Origin of the sequence: Clostridioides sp. ZZV15-6383 (assembly GCF_020657735.1) — a bacterium.
Taxonomy (GTDB): Bacteria; Bacillota; Clostridia; order Peptostreptococcales; family Peptostreptococcaceae; genus Clostridioides; species Clostridioides difficile_D.
Genome location: NZ_JAGWCV010000030.1, coordinates 24,794 through 44,117, shown reverse-complemented (window position 1 = coordinate 44,117; position 19,324 = coordinate 24,794). Strand labels below are relative to the sequence as shown.

Below are 19,324 nucleotides of genomic sequence, written 5' to 3'. Positions count from 1 at the left end.
AGATATTATAAAAAGGAGCTGTCTCAAAATAGAGATAAGCTCCTTTTTTATTATAATGAATAAAATATATGTTAAGTACTAATTTCATTAGATTTCACTAAGAATAATAAAATTTTGGTAAAGATTAAAGACTATTTTTGGCAATATTACTTATAAATAAAAAGAGTTTATTATAGAGATAAGTAATTTTATTTTAGCTATTAAAATTTCTTAAAAAATCGTCTATATTATCCTGTGATATTCTAAAACTGTCATAATTACCTTTTGTAACAGATTTCATAATAAGTTTATCTAAAAATTTCATTTTTTCTAATCGAGCTTCACTACCAAAAATTCCAATCGCCTTTGCACTTTCTAATAAAGATGATGGAAAGTTTGATTTTAAATATTTGTCTGCTTGTTCAGAAAAGCCACAACAAAGGAAGATACCAACTTGTTTTTTGCTTAATAATTCTATGTTATCGTTACATAATATACGGATTTTTTTTGAAACTGAACCAACATATATAGAGCTTCCAATAATAATTTTATCAAATTTTGATAATTCAATTTTAATATTCTTATTGTTAATATCAACAATAGTGACATTATCCGATAGTTTATTTTTTAGTATATTCGCACAGTCTTTTGTACAACCATATTTACTTGAATATATAATAATAGTATTCATAATTATTCTCCTTTTCTTAAAGCATTTTCTACAGCTTTTCGTATAGTATCACTGCTATAAGTTGCAGAACTTATAGCATCTACATTTAAAGACTGTGCTCAATAATATTTGTTATAATCTTTTCAGCAGGTTTACCTAAAAGATTGTCATGTTTTAGTATATTAATATTTTGGATTCTCCCATTATTAACTTCAACAGATACAGTAGCTTTTACTAGTTTATTATCAGCACTTCCAGTATAAATGCCATTTTTTACGTTAGCGAGATTTATATTTTTCACCACTAACTTTTCTGGTTTTAAGTTACTTGCAATTAAAATAATAATAAATACAAATACAAAACATAGAACCACTGATATTTTTAAAATTTTTAAAGATTTTTTCTTCTTATTAGTAACTTCGTTTTGAGTTTTCATTATAAAGTCCTCCAACTAAAATTTCTAAGAAATTGTCTATAATCTGAGAAAAATTATGTAAAGAATACAATTGATTTTCTACAATACATAAAACGAATCCTAATAGTGCACTTATAAGCATCCATGAGGTTTTATCTACATTTTGCTTAAATATTCCTTGCTTAATCCCAATGGAAAGGAGTTCATCGAGCATTTTTATACCATTATTACTAGGTGTACTATTTATATTTTCAGATGCAAATATAAAATTCATTTTACTATGCATAATGGCTTTTGACATCTCTGGTTCACTAGAGAGAGTTTTTATAAAGCTAGTCATAATTTTTATAATTTGTATATCTATTGGTAGAGAAGAAGAATTATGCATAAGGTCAATAGTGTTACTTTCTATTGTGTTATAAAGCTTATTGGTCATATCACTGATAATCTCTGCTTTGTCTTTGTAGTAAAGATAAATTGTAGTTGGAGAATATTCTATTTTTGTAGCAATTTTTCTTATCGATAAATTTTCATATCCATATTGATTGATAATTTCAATGCTAGCATCAATAATTTTTTTCTTCATTTCTGCTTTTTCATTTTTACGTCTTTCTTTAATACTCATATAATCACCTCATAACTTAACAGTATTAATTTAATTTACACTGTTATTATATGTTTAAATTTTAATGTTGTCAATAAACTATTTTTTTATGCTGTTAGTAAACTATTAATAATATAAGTTAATATATTTTTATAGATAATAAGTTAGAGTTATTAATTGTAATATTTGCGGTATTGTTGTATAATGATAATCGGTTTAAACGTGCCACATTTTGTTAAAGTTAGTTCATAACTTTAAACAAATTTTAATAAAATACATTAAAATATAATAAATTCTTTTATACTATAAAATTTATTTTATAGTTATTAAATCAGATGTTTGAAGTTTTTTTATAGTCTATAATAAATAGCCTAAAATTAGAATTTAACATCTGTACTTGTTCGAGAACTCCAAGTATAAAAAACTAAGGAATTATATAGTGGCAGTATATAATTAATACCCTTAGACACACCTTTTTGAAAGTGGAAAAAAGATGTGTAGTTCTCCTCGACCACAAATCAAGGAGGATAAAAAATGGAAAAAAGAAAAGTAATAATTGATTGTGACCCAGGAATTGATGATTCTTTGGCAATCCTTCTGGCTTTAAATTCACCAGAGCTAGAAGTAATAGGAATTACCACATGTTGTGGAAATGTTCCAGCAAATATAGGTGCAGAAAATGCACTAAAAACACTCCAAATGTGTTCTTCACTAAATATACCAGTATATATAGGAGAAGAAGCACCACTAAAAAGAAAACTTGTAACAGCTCAAGATACACATGGAGAAGATGGTATTGGAGAAAACTTTTATCAAAAAGTGATGGAAGCTAAGGCAAACAATGGAGCAGTAGATTTTATAATAAGTACTTTACATAATCATGAAAAAGTATCAATAATAGCACTTGCACCACTTACAAATATAGCTAAAGCACTTATGAAAGATAAAGAAGCCTTTGAAAATCTTGATGAATTTGTATCTATGGGAGGAGCATTTAGAATTCATGGAAATTGCTCTCCAGTAGCAGAATTTAACTATTGGGTAGACCCACACGGAGCAGATTATGTTTACAAGCATTTATCTAAAAAAATTCACATGGTAGGTTTAGACGTAACTAGAAAAATTGTACTTACTCCCAACATTATTGAGTTTATAAATAGACTTGATAAAGAAATAGCAAAGTACATAACTGAAATAACTAGATTCTATATTGATTTCCATTGGGAACAGGAAGGAATAATTGGTTGTGTGATAAATGACCCTCTAGCAGTAGCATACTTTATAGATAGAAGTATATGTGAAGGGTTTGAATCATATGTAGAGATTGTAGAAGATGGAATAGCTATGGGTCAATCTATAGTAGATTCTTTCGATTTCTATAAAAAACGTCCTAATGCAATTGTTCTAAATGAAGTTGATGAGAAGAAGTTTATGTACATGTTTTTAAAGAGGCTTTTTAAAGGTTATGAAGACATTATAGACTCTGTGAAAGGAGTGATATAGTGTGAAACCAAAAATATGTATAAAAACTATTACTCTTATAGCTTTTGGTATAGCTATAAATATAATAGGTGCATTTATAGCTATGGGATTAAGATTACCTATATACTTAGATTCAATAGGAACTATAATGATAGCCTCACTTTTAGGACCTAAATATGCTGTCATTACAGGTGTGTTTGGAAGCCTAATAAGTGGAGTTACATTTGATGTATATTCTCTCTATTTTGCACCAGTTCAAATATCAACAGGCTTACTTGCTGGAATAGCATTTAAAAAAAATTTTTTAAATGGTATAAAAACTCCATTAGGAGTACTATTATTTGCTATTCCAACATCGATAATAAGTTCAATAATTTCAGCTTTTTTGTTTGGAGGTATGACATCCTCAGGTTCTTCTTATATAGTACAAATCTTGAAAGTATTAGGGCTAGGAGATGTCTTTAGTGTATTTGTAACTCAAATTTTCACTGACTATGCAGATAAGTTGGTAGCAGTTGTTTTAGTGAATATAGGATTAAATGCAGTTCCCAAAACTTTAAAGGTATCATTGACTGGAGAAAGATAGGAGAAAAAATGGATAGATACAGTAAGATAACAAATAAAAATCAAAGAGAAATTGTTTTACTTAAAGGATTTCCTTGTATATGGGGAAAGTGTTCTTTTTGTGATTATATAGATGATAATTCTAATTTAGAAGAAGAGATGAACAAATTAAATCTGGAGGTTTTAAAGAACATAACTGGAAAATATGGAGTCCTTGAGGTCATAAATTCTGGCAGTTGTTTTGAACTACCTAAGGATACTTTAGAACAAATAAAATGTATTATAAAAGAGAAAAATATAAAAAAATTATTTCTAGAAAGTCATTGGTCTTATAAGAACAGGCTTAAAGAAATGAGAGACTATTTTGAAATTCCCATAGTATTTAAAATTGGTGTTGAAACCTTTGACAATGATTTTAGAAATAATGTTTTAAATAAAAATGCAAAATTTAAGACTCCACAAGATGTAAAAGACTATTTTGATTCGCCATGTATTATGGTTGGGATTGAAGGGCAAACAAAAGAGATGATAGACAAAGATATAGAGATTATATTAAATACTTTTGAAAAAGCAACAGTGAATGTTTTTATAAATAATTCTTCTAGTATAAAAAGAGATGAAGAGTTAGTAAAATGGTTTATTAGTAAGTATAAATTTTTGGATGAAAATCCAAATGTAGAAGTTTTATACAACAATACAGACTTTGGTGTAGGAGATTAGCATTAATTTTGTTGAAATTTTCTTTTAAAAAACTTAGTATATTTTTTAAAAAGCTTCTGATAGTTAGAAGCTTTTTTTGTAGAGTTTTATGTTACAATAAGAAAAAGGAATTAAGGAGTAAATAAGTGATATTTAATAGGGAAAAATGGGATAATTTGGATTATAATGAACTTTTAGAATATATGAAGTCTATACAAGATATCAGATATAGAGATTTTAATAAAAAGATCATACCTGGGGCAGATAATATAATAGGTATTAGAATTCCTAATTTAAGAAAGTTATCAAAAGAAATAAGCAAAGGAAATTGGAAAGAGTTTTTAGAAATAGCAGAGGATACATATTATGAAGAAGTTGTACTACAAGGTATGATAATTGGCAATATAAATAGTAACTTTGAAGAAACTTTATACTATATAAAAAGATTTGTACCTAAAATAAATAATTGGTCAGTTTGTGACGGGTTTTGTTCTGGTTTAAAATATACAAAAAAATATAAAGAAAACATGTATGATATACTTAAACAATGTGTTTATTCAGAAAATCCGTGGGAAATTAGATTTGCATTAGTTATGTTTTTAATATATTATGTTGATGATAAACATATTAAACAAATTTTTGAATACTGTAATAATATACAAAGTAAAGAATATTATGTTAAAATGGGTATGGCATGGTTGCTGTCAATTTGTTTTATTAAATATGAAGAAGAAACATTTTTCTATATAAAAAATAATAATTTAGATGATTTTACTTACAATAAAACGCTACAAAAAATAATTGAATCAAATAGAGTAGATTCAAAAAAGAAGAATATAATAAGAAGTATGAAAAGAAAGACAAGAAGATATTGACGGAGGAATGTTAATGAATAACAACGAGGAAAGAATTGATAAATTTTTAGAACTTCAAAGCAAAGGGATTAAATTTGCAGAGATAGCTCAAAATCTAAAAATTAGTCAAAGTACTTTAAGAACCTTTTTAAATAAAAAAGGATATAAGTCAGAAAAAGGTAAATACATATTAAAAGACGAATTAAATTATAATGAAAACTTAGACAATGGAAACTTGGAAGAGAAAAAAGCTAAAGAATATGAAAAAAATAAAAAGAATAATACAAGTAATAGAAAAAAAGTAAGCACCAAAAAAAAGATTTCTAATGAAAAGATTTTAAGCAAAAGTGTTGAACAAATTGAGTTTAATAGCACAGATTTAAAAAATACAAAACCAAAAAAAAATGTTAAGCCTAAAAAAGATAGAAAAATAAATATAACTCAAGAAGATTTAGATAAGCTTTGTGAAGTATATGATTGGTATTTAGAAGTAAAAGATTACAATATAAAGCCTAAAAAAGCATCTAATAAAAAAGATATACATATAGATAATGAAACCATAGATGAATTAAAAACAACAAGAATACGTATAGACAAAGAAACATGGAATGATTTTGAAAGGTTATGTAGTAATTCAAATTTTGAAAAACATCAAATATTTACACAAGCATTGAAAGAATTTATGAAAAAATATAAGAATCTACTATAAAAATACTACTATATGAGGTGCTTAATATGAATAAAATAGTAAAAAAATCAATATTTCTAATGATTACATTAACAATATTTACTTTTACATTGACAGCATGTGAAAAAGAGGAACAACCTGATACAGTCGACATTCAAACAAAAGATAATAATGAGGTAAAAATAGATGAGGGAAATGCAAAAGTATTGAATATAGGGAAATCAGAAATTATAAACATAGATGAAGGTGATAAAGTAGACACATCCACAAAGATAGAAAATAATTCAACTTTTAATGTATCAAATGTTGAGTTAATATATAATGAATATGATGAGAATAAAAAAATTATTTCTTCAGATAGTAAGGCTTTGTTGGATATGACTCTAATGCCTGGGAAAGTTGCTTATATAGAATATGGGCATAAAACTTTTGCAAAGAGTGTAGAAGTTTATGCATATGAATATGAAGCAGAGGGCAAGATTGTTTATGTTAATTTAAAAAAAAATACTATAGATATAAGAAATAATAATATTAAGCTAGAAAACAGTAGTCAGTATGAGGTAATATCTACATCAGAACTTAAAAAAATAAATGAATCAAAAGAGGGAATTACATATCAAATAAAAGTAAAAAATTCATCTTCAAAAGATTTAGGAAATACTATCCTTAAAACAGCAGAAGTTAATGAAAATGGAGAATATTTAATGGTAAATCGTGTACCATCATATAAGATTTTAAAAGCTTCAGAAGAGACAGATATAGATATATTGTGTTCAACAAAAGCAAAAAGTGTTGAAATAGTAGGATATACGTATGATGATATAAAAGAAAAAGCCAATGTAGATATTGACTTAAAATCTCATAAAGTTAAGATAGACAAATAAAGGTAGGGGATATTTATGAAGGTTTTGATAGTTGAAGATAATAAGATACTTTTAGAAAGTGTAGTAGAAGAACTTAGCAAACATTTTGAAACTGAAAAGTGTGAAGATGGAGAAGAAGCCTTATACTTGGTGAATCAAAATATCTATGATTTAGTTATTTTAGATTTAATGCTTCCTAATATAAATGGAATTGATATTCTAAAGAAGATGAGAGTTAATAATATAGATACGCCTGTACTTATATTGACAGCTAAAGAAGCCTTAGACGACAAAGTAGAAGCATTTACTATAGGAGCTAATGATTATTTGACAAAACCTTTTTATATGGAAGAATTAGTAGCGAGAGTTTACGCCATACTAAGAACTAATGGAAAGATAAAAGAAAGAAATGGATTACAATTTAAATCTTTATATTTAGATACATTAGAGAAAAGAGTATATATTGAAAAAGAAGAAATAAAACTTCAAAACAAGCAGTTTAACTTGCTTGAGTATTTTGTATTAAATAAAGGTTCAATTTTGTTAAAAGAACAAATTTATGATAGAATATGGGGAATTGATTCAGATGCAACCATTGAAATAGTGGAGGTATATGTAAGTAATCTAAGAAAAAAGCTCAGTAAATATGGATATGATAAATATATTAAAACTAAACGTAAGGTAGGATATATATTCGATGATAAATAAGAATGTATTTACTAGTACTAAAAATCATCTAATAAAAATGTATATTGTTGTAGTAGGCAGCTTTTTGATAATCTTTTCTATATTTATATATTCATATTTTAGAGGACTTACATATAGTGGAATTGATAGTGAGATAAATGATGAACTTGAATATATAGTTTCTCAATTTAAAAGAACATCATTTTTGGACCCAATAAGACTCAAAGACCCTAAAGATATGGTATATGTATATGAAGATGGTAGAATAAGTTATTATACTCAAAATGAATATTTTGATGAGTTGCTTCCAGATAGAAGACTAGATAAAAAAAATTCATTTTTTAAATACACAGAAAACGGATATACTTTTAGAGAATTAAATGTGGATGTAGGTAGATACCAAATACAGATAATTAGAAATATAGATTCTGAGATGAATTCTTTAAAACAGCTTACATCTGTTCTTATAATTGGAATATTGATTTCTGTAATAATTACTTATTTTGTTGCTGTATATCTTACTAGAAAAGCTTTAATTCCAATAGAAACAGCATGGAAAAATCAAGCTAAGTTTATACAAGATGCTTCTCATGAATTAAGAACACCGATAACAATAGTTTCATCAAAATTAGAAAGTATGTTAAAATCCCCAGAAAGTACAGTGAATGATGAAGTTGAAACAATAGCTACTGCAATGAAGGAAACTAGAAGACTTAAAAAAATGATAACTGATTTATTGTCTCTTACTAAAGAAGATTCTATTGTTAAAATCAATTTAGAAGAAGTAGACTTAGAAAAGTTATTGGAAGAGGTATCAGAGGATTATATTGATATCGCTGAATTTCAAGAAAAAAGATTTGTATTTAATTCTAAACTGAAGAACAAAGTTATAACAACAGATAAAAATAAATTAAGACAGCTTATATTGATTTTTCTTGATAATGCTTTTAAATATACAAAGCTGGGTGATGAAATAGTATTAGAATTAAAAGAAGAGATAGAAGATGAGGTGATTTTACTTATAAGTGATACTGGTATAGGCATAAAAAAAGAAGAAATACCACTTATATTTGATAGATTTTTTAGAAGTGAAAATGTAAGAAATAAAGATTTAGAAGGTTCTGGAATAGGGCTTTCAATAGCTCGTATGATTAGTCTGAATTTGTCTATTGAGGTAAATGTAACTTCTGATATAGGTGTTGGAACTACCTTTGAATTATCAATACCAAAAAAGTTAAAATAATAAAAATATAAAAACTTGTTTTTAGAAATCAAGAATGGGTATACTAATTAGTATAAAACAAAATATAAAAAAACCTTATAAAAGTAAAATTATATTTATGAATTTCATAGTATAATCATATAGGGATAATAAAGTTTATAGGAGGGTTTAAAAAATGGCAAAAGTTATAAATACATCTGAATTTAGAAGTAGTGTTGAAGGTAGTAAGGGAGTAGTTGTAGTAGATTTCTTTGCAACTTGGTGTGGACCTTGTAACATGTTAGGACCTGTATTTGCAGAATTAGGTGAAGAGATGAAAGATGAAGCTAGATTTGTAAAAGTTGATATAGATGAGAGCTTAGAAATAGCTCAACAGTTTAGTGTATCTACAGTGCCAACTATGATTATATTTAAAGATGGAAAACCAGTAGAAACTTTAATTGGATTCATGCCAAAGAACAAAATTGAAATGAAAGTAAAATCATATTTATAAAAAATGGGTGAGTATTATGAGATATGATATAGCTATAATAGGCAGTGGTCCAGCTGGACTGTCTGCTGCTATAAATGCAAAAATAAGAAATAAAACAATTATCATGTTTGGTAATGATAATTTAAGTAATAAGCTTGTTAAAGCTCCTTCAATAGATAATTATTTAGGCTTCTATGATATAAGTGGTGATGAATTAAAAGACAAGTTTAAATCACATATAGATAGTATGGACATTTCAATTGAAAATAAAAGAATAAATAATATTTATGCTATGGGAGAATACTTTGCAATAATGTCTGGAAATGATATGTATGAAGCTACTACTGTAATCCTTGCAACTGGGGTAGAATACACTAGACCAATAAAGGGTGAAGAAGAATTTTTAGGAAGAGGTGTAGGTTATTGTGCTACATGTGATGCACCACTTTATAGAAATAAAAAAGTAGCAGTTATAGGATATAATGAAGAATCTAAAGAAGAAGCAAATTTTTTAAGTGAACTCACTTCAAAGACTTATTTTATACCTATGTACAAAAAAGAAAATCTTATGAGAAGTTCAGATAACCTAGATGAGTCCATTGAAGTTATACATGACAGACCAGTACAAATAGTTGGAGATAAACTTGTAAATAAAGTATCTTTTAAAGAAAACCACATTGAAGTTGATGGAGTATTCGTTATAAAAGATAGTACAGCTCCAAGTGCATTGATTCCTGGAATAGAAATTGATGGTATTCATATTAAAGTTGATAATAATATGAAGACTAGTATAGAAGGATGCTTTGCTGCTGGAGATTGTGTTGGAAAACCATATTCTTATATAAAGGCAGCTGGGCAAGGACAAATAGCAGCATTAAATGCTGTTTACTATTTAGATAAATTAAAAAGGGCTTAATATCTGTATTAATTAACCTTTTAAATATATTTATAAAAAACTGTCTTAAAATAATTTAATTATTTTAAGACAGTTTTTTATTTGTAAATTATTCTTACTTAAAATATTTTAAAACATATTTGAGTACTCTCATTTTGAAAAATTTCCAAAAGTGTTTTAGAAAATATTATAACTATTTATAATATATTACAAAATTTCAAAATAATGGTTGAAAAAATTAATTAAGAGTACTATAATTTAATTAAGTGATTACTTAATTAAAAAGAGGTACTTATGGAAAACTTGGTTAAAATATTTAAAGCATTGAGTGATGAAACTAGACTTAACATACTTATATTAGTATCTAAGAGAAATATATGCCAAAAAGGGATTTCTAAATATCTAGGAATTTCAGATTCTGCTGTTTCACAACATATAAAAATATTAAAAGATGTTGGTATAATAACAGGGCATAAAGAAGGATACTATGTTTTATATCATATTAATAAAGAATCATTTAATATATGTATAGATTTTATAAACTCTATGTTAAGGAATTCTAGTGAAAGCTTTATAGATGTATTTGACGTAAATACAATACATCTAGGATGCAGCAAAGAATGTAAATCTATAAAAAAATGTTGTAAGAGAAGGGAGAAATAATAATGAAAGTATGTATACCAGTAGAAGAAAATAAAGGGTTGGATAGCAAACCATATGGGCATTTTGGTTCTGCTCCAATTTTTGTTGTGTGTGATTTAGAAAGTGGAGAAGTTAAATCTTTAGATAATGGAGATTTAGACCATGAACATGGAAAATGTCAACCATTAAAAGCATTATCAGGTACAGCTGTAGATGCAGTAGTAGTTGGAGGGATAGGACAAGGAGCTATAGTTAAATTAAGTGGCATGGGAATAAAAGTTTACAAAGCAGAAGCTGATACTATAAGTGCTAATTTAGACCTACTTAAAGATGGAAAATTAGTAGAGTTTCCATCAAATCATACTTGTTCACATGATGGATGTGGACATCATTAAAAACAAAATAGCTGATGAAACATATGCTTCATCAGCTATTTTATTCTTTTAAAACTAAAATTTAGCTTTTTATGATTTTGGATAGTGTCTTTGGTAATGTCTAAAGTTTACAAATTTACTACTTTTAGATTTTTTTTGTATGTTTTTCTATATAGTCAATATCATTTAGTATGTCATTAAGTTCCTTATTAAGTGTTTTTAAATCATCACCATCTACATTGTAGTTTAAAAATAATTCTTCTACATTATCAATGATAGAATTGACTTTTCTAGTAACTTCAACAAAGGTTTTAAAGTTACTACTATTCTTAGCATTTAGAAATTTTTTTAAATCCTTTGATATAAATGATACTATTTCATACTCATCATTAAACAGGCCTCTACCAATAGGATATGGTTCAATTCTTTGTAAAAAATATTGATCTTTAGCATTAATATTATAAGTATAAGATACTTCCCAACCGTCTCCTAAATCAAACTTGATAAAATACAATGTACTACTTACTTTTGATATTTTTGTGGCTCCAAGCTGTCTTAAGAGAACTTCAATTGAATCTCCTTGAACAGTATTAATATTCATATATACACATCCCCTTTAGTATTATTATACTATATTTTTTAAAATTTTATAATTAAATAAACAGTAGATATAATAATAGATATAATCATAAGTGGAAAACCTATTTTGAAATACTCTTTAAAAGATATAGGATGCCCATGTTTATTGCCTATGCCTGCTAGTACAACATTAGCAGATGCTCCTATTAGTGTACCATTTCCTCCAAGACAAGCTCCAAGAGATGTTGCCCACCACAATGGCATTACATCAATTCCTTCAGCTTGCATAGTCAAAATAAGTGGAATTAGTGTTGCAACAAATGGAATGTTATCTAAGAAAGAAGAAACTATTGCTGATAACCATAATATCAACAACATTGTAAATACAAGATGTCCTTCTGTAAGTCCAATCAATGCTTGAGCCAATTTGTTTATTATGCCAACTTCTACTAATCCACCAACTACTACAAATAATCCCATAAAGAATAAAATTGTAGACCATTCAATACCTGCCATAATTTCATCTACATCTTGTTTTCCTATGAGAAGCATTATAGATGCTCCTGTTAGTGCCACAACAGAAGAGTCTATATGGATTGTGCTGTGGAACATAAAACCTAAAAGTATGAATGCTATTAATATAAGGCTTTTTATAAGTAAAGGTTTATCTTTAACAGATTTTTTTTCATCAAGTTTTAATATTGCAATCTTAGATTTTTCATTTACAACAAGTTCTTTTCCATAAATAAATTTGAAACATATTATAGTTATAGCAAGTATTACTATAACAACAGGACCTAAATTTATTACAAAATCCATAAAACTAAGGTTAGCAGCACTACCAATCATAATATTTGGAGGGTCTCCTATAAGAGTAGATGTTCCTCCTATGTTTGAAGCTAAAATTTGTGTTATTAAAAATGGAACTGGGTTGAGTCCCAATATTTGTGTAATAACTATAGTCATTGGACCAATAAGTAAGACAGTTGTAACATTATCTAATACAGCTGATAAAATAGCTGTTATAATAGCAAAACAAATCATTATCTTCCAAGGGTCACCTTTAGCTTTCTTTGCAGTCCAGATAGCTATGTATTCAAATAGTCCTGAATTTTTGACAACAGCAACAAATAGCATCATACCAACTAATACACCAATAGTATTGAAATCTATATGGCTTAATCCTTCATCAAGTGTAAGTATATTGAATATTATCATTAATAGTGCACCACCAACAGCTGCTACAGATCTGTTTACCTTTTCTGTAATAATAGCTGCCATAACTATTAAAAATATACATATAGCTATTATTTGTTGAAATTCCATAATATAAGTACCTCCATTTGTATTATTTTGTGTCTAATGCTAGTACTATATATAGTATTACTTTTTTATTGTTTTTTCAATGGATGTATAAAAGTATATTATTTAACAAAATTTTTGAAAAATTGATAGAATTTAAAGAAAATTTTTGTTATTTAAATAAATTTTAAAATTATTCTATTACTAATAATATTAAACGACAAACGAAAAAATATACCATTAAAAGTAGAATTTATTATATCTAATAACAATTATAAAATATTAAATATATATATTATAAAAGTAATAAAAAAGGTTGAATCTGAATATAAAACTGCAATATATTAAAAAAATTATTCATTTTAAGCCTTGTAATTTGATTTTATAAATATTATAATTAAATTAATGAATTTTTAACAAGGAATTATTCATTTTTTTGATTTTAAGATTTATTGAGAAAACAAAATTAAATAGGGGGGGTAATTAATATAATGGATTTTTTCAATGGTATTTTAACTAGTATTAATAATGCAGTAGTATTTGTAAACAATTACTTATGGTCTTACATCTTAATTGTAATGTTAGTTGTAATTGGTATTTACTTTACTATTAAAACAAATTTTGTACAATTCAGATATTTTATAGAAATGTTTAGACTTCTAGGTGATGGTACAGCAAATAAAAATGCAAAAAAAGAAGGAAAAATATCTTCATTCCAAGCATTTTGTATAAGTACATCTTCAAGAGTTGGGACTGGAAATATAGCTGGAATAGCAATTGCAGTAGTAGCAGGAGGACCTGGTGCTGTATTTTGGATGTGGCTTATAGCATTGATTGGTTCTGCTTCAAGTTTTGTTGAGAGTACATTAGCTCAGATTTATAAAGTAAAAAATGGTCAAGCCTTTAGAGGTGGACCAGCATATTATATGGAGCAAGGCTTAAATAAAAAATGGATGGGTGTTTTGTTTTCAATACTTATAACTATATGTTATGGTTTTGTATTTAATGCAGTTCAAGCAAATACTGTTTCACTTGCATTTAGTAATGCATTTGGAATAAGTAAAATGACTATGGGAATAGGTCTTGGAATATTAACTGCAATAGTTATTTTTGGTGGAGTGCATAGAGTTGCAAAAGTTTCTGAAATAATAGTTCCTGTATTTGCAGGATTATATATATTAGTTGCTTTATCTATAGTTGCAATGAATATAACAGAGATACCAAGCGTTATAGCATTAATAGTAGAAAGTGCATTTGATTTTAAAGGAATGGCAATTGGTACATTTATGGGAGTTGTAATGACTGGAGTAAAGAGAGGTCTATTTTCTAATGAAGCAGGTATGGGTAGTGCTCCTAATGCTGCTGCAACAGCACATGTAACTCATCCTGTAAAACAAGGTCTAATTCAATCTTTAGGTGTTTTTACAGATACTATAATAATATGTAGCTGTACAGCATTCATGGTATTATTATATTCAGATTATGCTAGTAGTGGAGCAACTGGAATTGAATTAGCTCAAGAAGCTTTAACTCATCATATAGGACCAATTGGAAATATATTTATAGCAGTTTGTATATTCTTATTTGCATTTAGTTCTATAGTAGGCAATTACTATTATGGTGAATCAAATATGGAGTTTATGAGTGAAAGTAAGACTAAACTTAATATATTTAGAGTTTTTGTCGTAGGTATGGTTTTATTTGGTTCACTTACTCAAGTAGATGTAGTTTGGAATCTAGCAGACTTATTTATGGCATTGATGGCGATAATAAACTTAATAGCAATAGCACTTTTAGGGAAATATGCCTTTATTGCTTTAAAAGATTATACAAGTCAAAAAAAATCAGGAATAAAAGACCCTGTGTTTATTGCAGATGAAATAGAAGGTCTAGAAAATGTATCAGAGTGGCATAGTGAATTACCTGAGGAACATTTAGGATAAAAAAATAGTATAAAATTATGAAATCATTTTGAAAGACTAGATGATGTATATACTTTATATGAATATAATATTTAATTAATTTATATTACTGGAATTTTTAATTCCAGTAATATTTTTTATTATGTGATTTAGTTTTATTAAAAGTTTTTATTATTGAAGATAGATTATTTATTATAGATTTTATCTTTAAGTTTATTCTCCAAAATACTATATAATTAAATCCTGTAAATTATCTTCAAAGCTTTCTAGATAATCACAAAATAATCTAAACTCTTCTATAGTTTTGATTTCTTGCAAATTCCTCAAATCTATCATTATATTACTGTATTTATGCAACATAAAATTCATATCATACATTTCACATTTAACAAATCCATCTTGATAAGTATATTTATAAGGTTCATATTTTGAAAAATTTGACTCAAAATATTTTATTTTAGCATAGCACAATTTATGTATATTGAACAAAAGTGCAAGCATAGATTCTTTAACTGCAAACTTGTGTGTGAAGTATTTTATAGTGTGGTATTTATCATGTCTAAACTCCCAAATTAAATTCTCATTTAAAGTAAGAGAATATTTTTTTATAAGCTTACGTTTATCTAGTGTTAAATCTTGTATAGAATATGTTTTCATAATTTATTCTCCTCATAAATATTTAATAAGTACCAATTAAATCATAGTGTTTTATTATTACTTACTCTTAATTATATTGTATGGTAAATTAAAAAAATAATAAAATAGATAATTAGTATAGTATTAATACATGTTATAAATAAAAACAATAACCTTAATAGTAATCTATATAGCTTTGTGGTATTTTATACTTAGAGTCATATTTTTAATTATTTTAAGATTTTGAAAGTAGATTTGATGATTAGTATATAATTTTAGAGGAGGTATGCAAATTGTTCAGTAAGAAGTGGAGGAGTTGAAATGGTAGTATTTAATCTAGAGCTTTAAATAGGTTTGCCATTTTATCTTTCTTAGTTTTTAGATATAGCTTATTAAAGTCATTAATTTCTTCATTAATAGGAACTCTATTTTCAATCTTTATTCCATATTTCTCTAATTGATTTATTTTATCAGGGTTATTACTTAAAAGGTTTATGCTTTTTATATTCAGATTTTTTAGTATTTGAGCAGACATATAGAAATCTCTCATATCTTCTTCAAATCCAAGCATCAAATTTGCTTCAACAGTATCATAACCTTCTTCTTGAAGTTTATAAGCTTTAATTTTATTTAAAAGACCAATACCTCTACCTTCTTGTTTCATATAAATTAAAACACCATTTCCGTTTTCTACAATTTTCTTCATAGAAGATTCTAATTGCAGTCCACAGTCACATTTTAAAGAGTGGAACACATCACCTGTTAAACATTCAGAATGAAGTCTAACTAGAGTATTTTCTCCATTTATATTTCCATAGGTAAGAGCAATATGTTCTTCATTTGAATAAGTATCTCTATATCCTATGATTTCAAAATTACCATATTTTGTTGGAAGAAAAGCACTAGATACTTTTTCTATAGTAGTTTCATTTGTTTTACGATATTCTATAAGGTCTTTTATAGTGATGATTTTTAAATTATGCTTTTCTTTAAAAATCATTAAGTCATCAACTCTTGCCATTGTACCATCATCTTTCATTATTTCACAGATAAGGCCAATTTCTTTAAAACCTGCAAGTCTAGCTAGGTCTACTGAAGCTTCTGTATGACCATCTCTAACAAGAACTCCACCAGTTTTTGCAATTAAAGGAAAAATGTGACCAGGAGTTTTGAAATCTTTACTTGTAGAATTCTCATCACAGAATAATTTTACTGTTTCAGCTCTTTCATATGCAGATATACCAGTCAGTGTATCTGCACTATCTATAGTAACAGTAAATGCTGTTTGAAATGTATCTGTATTTTCTCTAACCATAAGAGGTATGTTTAAACTTTTAAATTTCTTTTCAGTAGCAGGTAGACAAATTAGACCTCTGCCATATGTAGCCATAAAATTTATTGATTCAGGAGTAGCCATCTCAGCTGCCATAAGCAAATCTCCTTCATTCTCTCTACTTTCATCATCAACTACGATTACCATTTTCCCATTTCTTATATCTTCAATAGCTTCTTCAATAGTATTAAACATGCAATTCACTCCTTTATTATTTTTAAAAACCGTTTTTAAATAAAAAATCTTTATCTATATTTGATTTATAATTACTACTATTAGAATTTAATTCCTTGTAGTTATTAATTATAAAATTATTAACGTACTTTCCAATTACATCACTTTCTAAATTAACGAAGTTTCCAATATTTTTTGTTAAGAGAGTAGTGTTAAATTTAGTATGAGGTATAATAGAAATCTTAAATATTTCATCATCCAAATATGATATAGTTAAACTCACACCGTCAATAGCAACAGAACCTTTAGGTATTATTGCTGATAAAAGTTTTTTATCAGGTCGTATGCTTACTAAAACTGCATTTTCATCTTTTTCAAACTTGCAAATAGTACCTTTACCATCAACATGACCTGTCACTATATGACCACCAAATCTTGAAGAAAGACTCATGGCTCTCTCAAGGTTTACCTTGTCATTTGCATTTAGTGAACCTAAATTTGTGGAACGAATTGTTTCCATCATAACATCTGCTGTAAATTCATTTTTCCCAAGATTTGAAACAGTTAGACAAACCCCATTTACAGCTATACTATCTCCAAGATTTGTGTCATCCAATATTTTGTTTGATAGTATGGTTACTTTTCCGCTTTTACCATTAGCAGTAATTTTTTTAAGTATTCCAACTTCTTCTACTATACCAGTAAACATTCTAACCTCCTATATACATGTATTCACAGAATTTAATTTAAAACATCAGATTCTATCAAAACATCTCCATCTATTAAAGTTACATTATTGATTACTAATTGTGTTGAATCTGATAGGTGTTTTATTCCTTCTCCAGAAACGAATGTAGGTGCATCTTTACCACCTATAATTTTAGGTGATAGAAATAATTTGACTTTATCAACTAACTTATTTCTAAATAAGCTATCATTAAGTGTAGCACCACCTTCGACTAGAACAGAATCAATGTTTAGTTCTCCTAATTTATGAATTACAAATTCCAAATCTACTAAGTTATTTTTTGAAGGAGAAATTATGACTTCAACATTATTTTCTTTTAACATAGATAATTTGTTACTGTCTTTGCAACATGTGAAAACTATAGTTTTACTGGTTTTATCCTTAACCAAATTACTATCAATTGGTAATTTTAGATGTGTATCTATTACTATTCTTGTAGGATGAGATACTTTTTTTTGATTAAGTCTACAAGTTAGTAAAGGATTATCATTTAAAACTGTATTTATGCCAACCATTATACTTTGGTATTTATTTCTGTATTTATGAGTTAGATATCTTGATGAATCATTAGATATCCATTTTGATTCTAGTGATTTTGTAGCAATTTTACCATCTAGACTCACGGCTGATTTTACAATACAAAGAGGTCTTTTGTTTTTTATGTAATAAAAAAATGCCTCGTTTAATTCTTTTGCTTCTTTTTCCAATATTCCCACAGTAACATCAATGTTGTTATCTTTCAATTTCTTTACTCCATTACCACAAACAAGTGGGTTTGGGTCTAATGTGGATATTACAACTCTCTTAATCTTATTTTGTATAATTTTATTTACACAAGGAGGTGTTTTTCCATAATGAGAACATGGTTCTAAGTTTACATAAAGAGTAGAATCTTTTAGACTTTGTTTAGCGCTGTTTATAGCATTTACTTCAGCATGATTAGAACCAAATTTTTCATGATATCCTTTGCCTATTACATCACTATCTTTAACAATTACACATCCAACTAACGGATTTGGATTTACAAAACCTTCTCCATTTTTAGCTAGTTCAAGAGCTTTTTTCATATAATAAATGTCTTTTTCCTTTTGATTCACAAAATTCAAAATATATACACCTCCTGTTTAATTAGATACTTTTTAAACAAAAAACCCTGAGAATTAACTCAGGGTTTAGAATAATCTACAATAAATTAATAAGTGTACAACAAAACTGCTCTACAAAAACACTTATTAAATATATCTTCTTCCATCCAGACTTTACTGTCGGCTTTGGAATTTAACCAAATCAACCAAGTTCTACCTTAGCTCGCGGGCTATACCGCCGATTGGGAATTTCACCCTACCCCGAAGATTAAGTATTAAATTTATATTTAGAATGTATCATAAATTATTTTACTTTGCAAACTATTTTTTTCAAAATATATGTTAATATATAATATAGAATGTTTATAAACTTTGGAATACCGCGATTGTGAATATAAAAATAAAAATTTGAACATAATCAGGAAAGAAGTCTAA

The 19,324-nt window shown here is 26.9% G+C and carries 23 protein-coding genes and 2 riboswitches; of the genes, 13 read left to right on the top strand and 10 right to left on the bottom strand.

Annotated features, from left to right (window positions below; genetic code table 11):
- Positions 1-193: 193 nt before the first annotated feature.
- Genes KGF42_RS12070 through KGF42_RS12055 form a run of 4 tightly spaced genes read right to left on the bottom strand, consistent with a single transcriptional unit; the run spans position 194 to position 1,689 of the window.
- Positions 194-670 carry a flavodoxin domain-containing protein gene (locus tag KGF42_RS12070; protein ID WP_227826404.1) on the bottom strand — a complete coding sequence of 159 codons (477 nt, stop codon included), beginning with the start codon at positions 668-670 and terminating at the stop codon, positions 194-196.
- Between the two features lie 2 nt (positions 671-672).
- Entirely contained in the window at positions 673-744 is a 72-nt protein-coding gene (locus KGF42_RS12065) for a hypothetical protein (RefSeq protein WP_227826405.1), read from the bottom strand.
- Between the two features lie 11 nt (positions 745-755).
- A complete protein-coding gene (locus tag KGF42_RS12060) occupies positions 756-1,085 on the bottom strand; it encodes an FMN-binding protein (RefSeq protein ID WP_227826403.1) in 330 nt (109 codons plus the stop codon).
- A complete protein-coding gene (locus KGF42_RS12055) occupies positions 1,060-1,689 on the bottom strand; it encodes a TetR/AcrR family transcriptional regulator (RefSeq protein ID WP_227826402.1) in 630 nt (209 codons plus the stop codon). The genes KGF42_RS12060 and KGF42_RS12055 overlap by 26 nt, the downstream gene beginning before the upstream one ends.
- 369 nt (positions 1,690-2,058) lie before the next feature.
- Positions 2,059-2,102: riboswitch (PreQ1 riboswitch) on the top strand.
- A 100-nt stretch (positions 2,103-2,202) separates the two neighbouring features.
- Between KGF42_RS12055 and KGF42_RS12050 the strand changes: the two genes are divergently transcribed.
- The 12 genes from KGF42_RS12050 (at position 2,203) to KGF42_RS11995 (ending at position 11,131) form a co-directional block, all read left to right on the top strand.
- Positions 2,203-3,171, top strand: a complete 969-nt coding sequence (locus KGF42_RS12050) for a nucleoside hydrolase (RefSeq protein ID WP_227822187.1) — start codon at positions 2,203-2,205, stop codon at positions 3,169-3,171.
- A 1-nt stretch (position 3,172) separates the two neighbouring features.
- Complete coding sequence (locus KGF42_RS12045) at positions 3,173-3,736, top strand: ECF transporter S component (protein WP_107594065.1); 564 nt, start codon at positions 3,173-3,175, stop codon at positions 3,734-3,736.
- An 8-nt stretch (positions 3,737-3,744) separates the two neighbouring features.
- Complete coding sequence (locus tag KGF42_RS12040) at positions 3,745-4,434, top strand: radical SAM protein (protein WP_227826401.1); 690 nt, start codon at positions 3,745-3,747, stop codon at positions 4,432-4,434.
- Positions 4,435-4,559: 125 nt separating this feature from the next.
- Entirely contained in the window at positions 4,560-5,288 is a 729-nt protein-coding gene (locus tag KGF42_RS12035) for a DNA alkylation repair protein (RefSeq protein ID WP_227822185.1), read from the top strand.
- Between the two features lie 13 nt (positions 5,289-5,301).
- The gene (locus KGF42_RS12030) at positions 5,302-5,976 is read left to right on the top strand and encodes a DNA-binding protein (RefSeq protein WP_227822184.1); all 675 of its coding nucleotides are present in this window, start codon (positions 5,302-5,304) and stop codon (positions 5,974-5,976) included.
- A gap of 26 nt (positions 5,977-6,002) precedes the next feature.
- Positions 6,003-6,839, top strand: coding sequence for a hypothetical protein (locus tag KGF42_RS12025; RefSeq protein ID WP_227826400.1), 837 nt, complete (start codon positions 6,003-6,005; stop codon positions 6,837-6,839).
- A 15-nt stretch (positions 6,840-6,854) separates the two neighbouring features.
- Entirely contained in the window at positions 6,855-7,526 is a 672-nt protein-coding gene (locus tag KGF42_RS12020) for a response regulator transcription factor (protein WP_227822182.1), read from the top strand.
- Positions 7,516-8,748: a sensor histidine kinase gene (locus KGF42_RS12015; RefSeq protein ID WP_227822181.1), complete on the top strand. Its 1,233-nt coding sequence runs from the start codon at positions 7,516-7,518 to the stop codon at positions 8,746-8,748. Before KGF42_RS12020 ends, KGF42_RS12015 begins: the two co-directional genes overlap by 11 nt.
- 154 nt (positions 8,749-8,902) lie before the next feature.
- A complete protein-coding gene (gene trxA / locus KGF42_RS12010) occupies positions 8,903-9,220 on the top strand; it encodes a thioredoxin (RefSeq protein WP_054273684.1) in 318 nt (105 codons plus the stop codon).
- 16 nt (positions 9,221-9,236) lie between these two features.
- The gene (locus tag KGF42_RS12005; protein ID WP_054273685.1) at positions 9,237-10,115 is read left to right on the top strand and encodes an NAD(P)/FAD-dependent oxidoreductase; all 879 of its coding nucleotides are present in this window, start codon (positions 9,237-9,239) and stop codon (positions 10,113-10,115) included.
- Between the two features lie 273 nt (positions 10,116-10,388).
- Positions 10,389-10,757, top strand: a complete 369-nt coding sequence (locus tag KGF42_RS12000; RefSeq protein WP_227822180.1) for an ArsR/SmtB family transcription factor — start codon at positions 10,389-10,391, stop codon at positions 10,755-10,757.
- A gap of 2 nt (positions 10,758-10,759) precedes the next feature.
- A complete protein-coding gene (locus KGF42_RS11995; RefSeq protein ID WP_227822179.1) occupies positions 10,760-11,131 on the top strand; it encodes a NifB/NifX family molybdenum-iron cluster-binding protein in 372 nt (123 codons plus the stop codon).
- Between the two features lie 124 nt (positions 11,132-11,255).
- Here the strand turns inward: KGF42_RS11995 and KGF42_RS11990 are convergent, their stop codons facing one another.
- Together KGF42_RS11990 and KGF42_RS11985 are read right to left on the bottom strand one after the other, a co-directional pair.
- Positions 11,256-11,711 (bottom strand): hypothetical protein, encoded by a 456-nt coding sequence (locus KGF42_RS11990; RefSeq protein ID WP_227822178.1) that lies wholly within the window; start codon positions 11,709-11,711, stop codon positions 11,256-11,258.
- Between the two features lie 38 nt (positions 11,712-11,749).
- Entirely contained in the window at positions 11,750-13,015 is a 1,266-nt protein-coding gene (locus tag KGF42_RS11985; RefSeq protein WP_054273689.1) for an ArsB/NhaD family transporter, read from the bottom strand.
- Positions 13,016-13,482: 467 nt separating this feature from the next.
- Here KGF42_RS11985 and KGF42_RS11980 point away from each other — a divergent pair, with 467 nt between their 5' ends.
- A complete protein-coding gene (locus KGF42_RS11980; protein ID WP_227822177.1) occupies positions 13,483-14,934 on the top strand; it encodes an alanine/glycine:cation symporter family protein in 1,452 nt (483 codons plus the stop codon).
- A gap of 207 nt (positions 14,935-15,141) precedes the next feature.
- Here the strand turns inward: KGF42_RS11980 and KGF42_RS11975 are convergent, their stop codons facing one another.
- The 4 genes from KGF42_RS11975 to ribD form a co-directional block, all read right to left on the bottom strand.
- Positions 15,142-15,570: a hypothetical protein gene (locus KGF42_RS11975; protein ID WP_227822176.1), complete on the bottom strand. Its 429-nt coding sequence runs from the start codon at positions 15,568-15,570 to the stop codon at positions 15,142-15,144.
- 310 nt (positions 15,571-15,880) lie between these two features.
- Positions 15,881-17,077, bottom strand: a complete 1,197-nt coding sequence (locus KGF42_RS11970) for a bifunctional 3,4-dihydroxy-2-butanone-4-phosphate synthase/GTP cyclohydrolase II (RefSeq protein ID WP_227826399.1) — start codon at positions 17,075-17,077, stop codon at positions 15,881-15,883.
- A gap of 22 nt (positions 17,078-17,099) precedes the next feature.
- Entirely contained in the window at positions 17,100-17,765 is a 666-nt protein-coding gene (locus tag KGF42_RS11965; RefSeq protein WP_227822173.1) for a riboflavin synthase, read from the bottom strand.
- Between the two features lie 32 nt (positions 17,766-17,797).
- Positions 17,798-18,910, bottom strand: coding sequence for a bifunctional diaminohydroxyphosphoribosylaminopyrimidine deaminase/5-amino-6-(5-phosphoribosylamino)uracil reductase RibD (gene ribD, locus KGF42_RS11960; protein WP_227826398.1), 1,113 nt, complete (start codon positions 18,908-18,910; stop codon positions 17,798-17,800).
- A gap of 130 nt (positions 18,911-19,040) precedes the next feature.
- A riboswitch (FMN riboswitch) is annotated at positions 19,041-19,162 on the bottom strand.
- Between the last annotated feature and the right edge of the window lie 162 nt (positions 19,163-19,324).